The following is a 6,012-nucleotide window of genomic DNA, read 5'->3' as shown; positions in this document are numbered from 1 at the left end:
TCGCCGTCCCGCGCGCCCAGCACGAAGGCCCGCCATTCGGCGTCCGTGTAGCGCAGCACCGTGTCGTGGTCCAGCGACGAACGCATCGCGACGGCACCGCCCGGCAGGTGGGCGATCTCGACCCGTTCCTCGTCGGGACTCGTGCCGGGAGCGCCGACCCACTCCACACCGGAGATGTCGAGGGCGTACAGCTCTTCCTTCTGACGTTCCTTGTCGACTGCGTCAGTCATCGGCGCGTCCCTCCATGCATGTCACCCAGCAGTTGCAGATGGTCACACTACTGCGTGCGCCCGGCCGTTCTTGACGAACGGCCGGGCGGTGTGCAAGGCGACCGGGGGGCCGGTCGACGCGCTCCTACTGACCCGGGTACCAGCCGACCTGGATCAGCGGGTTGCCCCTCTTGCGTGACACGAACGTGCCCCGTCCCGGCGGCATCGGACGGGCCCTCACGTTGCCCATGATGTCGCCCTCGGCCGGGCTGCCGGACAGGATGACACCCTGGCCGCCCAGTTCCTTCATGCGCTGCATGAACGGCTCGTACATCGCGCGGGACGCTCCCGCGGCGTTGCGCGCCACGATGAAGCGGACACCCACGTCGCGCGCGTAGGGCAGTTTCTCGGCCAGCGACGCCAGCGGATTGCCGGAGTTGGTGGCGACCAGTTCGTAGTCGTCGATCACGACGAACAGCTGCGGACCCGACCACCAGCTGCGGTCACGCAGCTGCTGCGGTGTGATGTCCGGCTTGGGGGCACGCCGTTCCATCACCGTGGAGATCGCGTCCATGTGCATCTCCATCGCCGACGCCATCGGCGCGTACTCGAGCAGGTGGGACGCCGGGACCGCCTCCAGCATGGTGCGACGGTAGTCACCCACCACGATGCGCGCCTGCTCCGGCGTGTACCGCTCGGCGATCTGCTTGGCGACGAGCCGCAGCAGGTTCGTCTTTCCCGACTCGCTCTCGCCGAACACCATCAGGAAGGGATCGGTCTCGAAGTCGACGAAGACCGGTTCCAGGTTCGTCTCGTCGATGCCGATCGCGATGCCGTGCTGGGGGTACTCGAAGCCCTTCGGCAGCTGCTCCGCGGGCAGCCTGCGCGGCAGCAGCCGGATCGTCGGAGCCGCCGGACCGGACCAGTTGCTCTTCACCGCCTGGACAAATGCGGAAACGCCGTCGGCGAGGTCGCCGGAGCTGCTCACCGAGTCGATCCGCGGCAGCGCCGTCATGAAGTGCAGCTTCTCCGGCACCTGGCCACGGCCGGGCACCCCGGCCGGGACGTTGGCCGCGACCTTGCGGTCGAACTCGGAGTCCATCACATCGCCCAGACGCAGCTCGAGACGGCCGAGCATCTGGTCCTTGAGCGCCGCGCGCACCTCCATGTAGCGGGCGGCGGTGATGACGACGTGGATGCCGTAGCCCAGGCCGCGGGCGGCGATGTCCGAGACGATGGGCTCCAGCATCTCGTAGTCGTTCTTGAAGCCGCCCCAGCCGTCGATGACCAGGAAGACGTCTCCCCAGGCCTCGCCCGGCAGTTCACCCGCGGCACGCTTGCGCCGGTACGTCTGGATGGAGTCGATGCCGTTCGCCCGGAAGAACTCCTCACGCCGGTTCAGGACGCCCATGACCTCGGCCACGGCACGCCGCACCCGCTCGGGGTCGAGACGCGAGGCGATACCGCCGACATGCGGCAGGTCCGAGAGGGACGACAGACCGCCACCGCCGAAGTCCAGCCCGTAGAACTGCACTTCGCCCGGTGTGTGGGTGAGGGCGAAGGAGGAGATCAGGGTGCGCATCAGCGTCGACTTGCCGGACTGCGGACCGCCGACCACCATCATGTGGCCCGCGGCACCGGAGAAGTCGCGGTACAGCACCTCACGCCGCTGCTCGAACGGCTTGTCGATCAGGCCCAGCGGCACGATCAGACCACCCGGCCGGGTGTACTCGGTCGCGGTGAGTCCGCGATCCGCGGTGGGAGCGAGGCCGGGCAGCAACTGGTCGAGCGTCGGGGCCTGGTCCAGCGGCGGCAGCCACACCTGGTGTGCCGGCACGCCCTGACCCTCCAGCCGGCGCACGATCACATCGAGGACCGTGTCGGCGAGGGCCTCGTCGTCCGAACCGCTCGGTGCGGTGGCCGACGGGTCGGGGGCCGCGTACACGACCGGCACCGGAGCCGCGGTGAACAGCGCCGGCCGCCGCTCGACGGACAGATGGCCGACCGAGAGGTCCGGGCCCCCGGTGCGGTACGTACCGGACACGTAGGCCGCCTTGAAGCGGGTCATCTCGTCGGTACCGAACTTCAGGTAGCCGGAACCGGGCACGGAAGGCAGGTGGTACGCGTCCGGCACACCGATCGCCGTGCGGGACTCGGCCGCCGAGAAGGTGCGCAGACCGATCCGGTACGACAGGTACGTGTCCAGACCGCGCAGCTTGCCCTCCTCCAAGCGCTGCGACGCGAGCAGCAGATGGACACCCAGCGAACGGCCGATGCGGCCGATCTGGATGAACATGTCGATGAAGTCCGGCTTGGCGGTGAGGAGTTCGGAGAACTCGTCAAGAACCAGCACGAGCGAGGCGAGCGGCTCGAGCGCGGCGCCCGCCGCGCGGGCCTTCTCGTAGTCGTGGATGTTGGCGTAGTTGCCCGACTTGTGCAGCAGTTCCTGGCGGCGCTGCAGCTCACCGCGGATCGCGTCGCCCATGCGGTCGACCAGCGTCAGGTCGTCCGACAGGTTGGTGATGACCGCCGCGACGTGCGGCATCTGCGACATTCCCGCGAACGTCGCACCACCCTTGAAGTCCGCGAGAACGAAATTGAGCGTCTCGGAGGAGTGGGTCACCGCGAGCCCGAGGACCAGGGTGCGCAGCAGTTCCGACTTGCCGGAACCGGTCGCGCCGACGCACAGGCCGTGCGGGCCCATGCCCTCCTGCGCGGCCTCCTTGAGGTCGAGCATGACCGGCTGGCCGTCCTCGCCCACGCCGATCGGCACACGCAGCCGCTCGGCCACGGAACGGGGCCGCCACGTACGGGCCACGTCGATACCCGCGGCGTCGCCGAGGTTCAGCAGATCGGTGAAGTCGAGGTTGGAGAGCAGCGGTTCGTCGTCGTCGCCGCCCCCCATGCGCAGCGGCGCGAGCTGACGGGCGAGCGCCTCCGCCGCGGGCAGCGAGATGCCGTCGGGAATCCCCTCGTACGCCACCCGCGAGCCCGACTCCAGCCGGAGCCTGCCCGGCCGCACGACGACGGACAGTCCGCCGCGGGGCTCGTCCAGGTCCCCGGAGACGACCTCGACGATGGTGACGCCCTGAAGGCCCTCCGCTGCCGCGAACAGGGAGTCCGGCGGCACCATCCCGCCGTCGAGCACGACGACGATGTGGGGCTGGTCCATCACGGGCTGGTTCTCGCGGCTGAAGCGCGGCCGGCCGTCGAGCCGGCTGTGCAGCATCTGCTCCAGCTCACCGAGGTCGTCGCCGAACAGACGCTTGGTGCCCGCGCCGTCCACCTGACCGGGCACCTGCGTGTGCGGGAGCCACTTCGTCCAGTCCCAACGGGCCACCGCGCCCGGCGCCGCGACGACAGCCAGCATCAGGTCGTCGGGCGAGTGCAGCGTCACCAGCTGGGAGACGAGCGCACGGGCCGTGGCCTGCGCCGACTCCGGCTCGCCGGAGACCGTCACGTGGTAGAAGGCGCGCATCGAGACGGCCATCGGCAGGCCGTCCAGCGAACCGTGGGCAGCCAGGAACTGCTGCATCGCACCGGCCGCCAGCGGCTCCAGCTCGTCGACCGGCGCCGTGTCCGGAGCGATCAGCGGCGTGGCGAGCTGCTGCGCGCCCAGGCCGATACGGACCTGGGCGAAGTCCTTGTCTCCCACCCGTCGTTCCCACAGGCGGGACCCTTCGGCCACCACCGACCACAACTGCTCGGGGGAGGGGTGCAGATAGAGCTGCGCGTCGCGCTGCTTACGCGCGGTCTTGCGCACCGTACGCCGCGTCTGTGCGAGGTATTTGAGGTAGTCACGACGGACATCGGCCATTTGCCCCTGCGTACCACGGCGGTACCTGACGACCTGTGCCACAACCATCGCGACCGTCGAGACCAGCATCAGCACACCCATGATGCGCATGAACGGAGGTGCCTGCGGCGAGAAGAAGAAGACCACGGAGGAGCCCATGCCGAGAACCGGCAGGACCTGCATCAGCATGCCCTCCTGCTGGCCTCGCGGCAGCTCTGGAGGCGCCTCCAGAACCAGTTCCCTTGTGGGGACTTCGGGCGGCAGGGACCTCGGCGGGCGTTTCACGACGATCTGGCTCACCGGAGCATCAATCCCTCGAGACGGACGGAAGACGGATGGGCCGGTTCCGCCACCGACGCCCCCGGGACCGGGTGATCGGCGCGCTCCCCTCCGCGCGACGGTGATCCTACTTGCAGACCGGTCCCACGTGTCCCGGTAGGGTGGCGCGCGCATCGTGCGCAACCGCGAATCAGGGGGTCCACACACGTGAGTACGACCGCAGCGACCGGCTTCTGCCGCGTCACCGTTGTGGCGCCGGACAGTCGTATCGATGTCGCCCTCCCCGAGGACATCGCCGTTGCCGACGTCTATCCGGAGATCCTGCGCCTGACCGGACAGACGCAGGCGGCGGGCGCACCCACCGGCTACCACCTGGTCCGCAGGGACGGCACGGTCCTCGACGGCGCACGGTCCCTCGCCGCCCAACGGGTGGTCGACGGCGACGTGTTGAGCCTGCGTCCGTTCGCGGAGTCCCTGCCCCCGGCCGTCTTCGACGACGTCTCCGACGCCGTGGCGTCCGCCGTGGTCCGCGACCGTCACCTGTGGAGCGACGACCTGCTGCGCGGAGCCGGCCTCGTCGGCGGCGTGCTGCTGCTCGTCCTGATGGGCTTCGTGCTGTGGTTCGCCGATCCCGTCCGCCACGACATGCACAGCCTGCCGGGCATCATCGCGGGCGCCGCGGGCGTGCTGCTCACCGCCTTCGCCGGTGTGCGGGCACGCGTCTACGCGGACCGCGGCACGGCCGTGGCCCTCGGACTCGGGGCGCTGCCCCTCCTGCTCATCGCCGGCTCCGGAATCATCGGCCCCGACGCGGGCCAAGGCCCCGGCCGACTGCAGTTCCTCCTCGGCTGTGTGACCGTGCTGATCGCCTCCGTGGCCCTCGTCGCCCTCACGCCCAGCGGCGACGCCCCGTTCGTCGCGGCCACGTTCCTGGCCGTCACCGGCACCGCCGCCACCTTCCTGGCGATCATGACGGAGTGGTCCGCGACCGGGACGGCAGCCGTCGTGGTGCCGGTAGCCATCGGCCTGGTGGCCTTCCTGCCCGGCCTCTCCGCCCGCTTCGCCCGCCTCCCCATCGGCTACGCCGCGCCCCGCAGCGCCGCCGACGAGTTCGAGGGCGACGGCTACACGGACCCGAACGAGCCGCCGGAGGCCGAGCCGGTCGACGCCGAGCGGATCGCCGCCCAGGCGCGCCGCGGCCACGAGATGCTGCTCGGCCTGGTCGGCGGATGCGCCGCGGTCGTCGTCGGCTGCGCCGCCGTGCTCGGCTTCTCCAGCAACGTCTGGGGGCAGTTCCTGGCCCTGGCCGCCGGTCTGGCGATGCTGCTGCGCGCCCGCCTCTTCCGCTACACCTCGCAGGTCGCCTGCACCCTGGTGGCGGGCATCGCGGCCATCGCCCTGCTGGTCCTCGGCCTCTCCCTGAACCCGCCGGTCGACCTGATGAAGGACTTCCTGATGTACGGCGACCGGGGCGGCCTGGACATCCGTACGATCTGGCTCACGGCCGCCGTGGCCGCCGGTGCCGCGCTGATCACGGCGATCGGACTGGTCATCCCCAAGAAGGGCCTCTCCCCCTTCTGGGGCCGGCTCCTGGACATCACCGAGGGTGCCGTGCTGCTCTCCCTGGTCCCGCTCTGCCTCGCCGTCCTGGACGTCTACGACGCGGCCCGCTCGCTCACCAGCTAGCCGTGGCCGGCCGGGCGTGGCGGCGCCCGGCCGGTACCGGGC

Annotated in this window: 3 protein-coding genes; 1 reads left to right on the top strand and 2 read right to left on the bottom strand. The window is 70.5% G+C overall.

Annotated elements, in window-relative coordinates:
* A partial coding sequence (locus ACWGH4_RS29380; RefSeq protein WP_453466259.1) for a DUF397 domain-containing protein occupies positions 1-230 on the bottom strand: 230 nt, incomplete at its 3' end.
* 124 nt (positions 231-354) lie between these two features.
* Entirely contained in the window at positions 355-4,305 is a 3,951-nt protein-coding gene (gene eccCa / locus ACWGH4_RS29375; RefSeq protein WP_453466257.1) for a type VII secretion protein EccCa, read from the bottom strand.
* A 186-nt stretch (positions 4,306-4,491) separates the two neighbouring features.
* Here eccCa and eccD point away from each other — a divergent pair, with 186 nt between their 5' ends.
* A complete protein-coding gene (gene eccD, locus ACWGH4_RS29370; RefSeq protein ID WP_453466255.1) occupies positions 4,492-5,970 on the top strand; it encodes a type VII secretion integral membrane protein EccD in 1,479 nt (492 codons plus the stop codon).
* Positions 5,971-6,012 lie beyond the last annotated feature (42 nt).

The sequence above is a fragment of the Streptomyces sp. NPDC054847 genome, assembly GCF_053610925.1.
The sequence above is the reverse complement of the archived record's forward strand: the minus strand, read 5'-3'. Positions and strand labels throughout refer to the sequence as shown.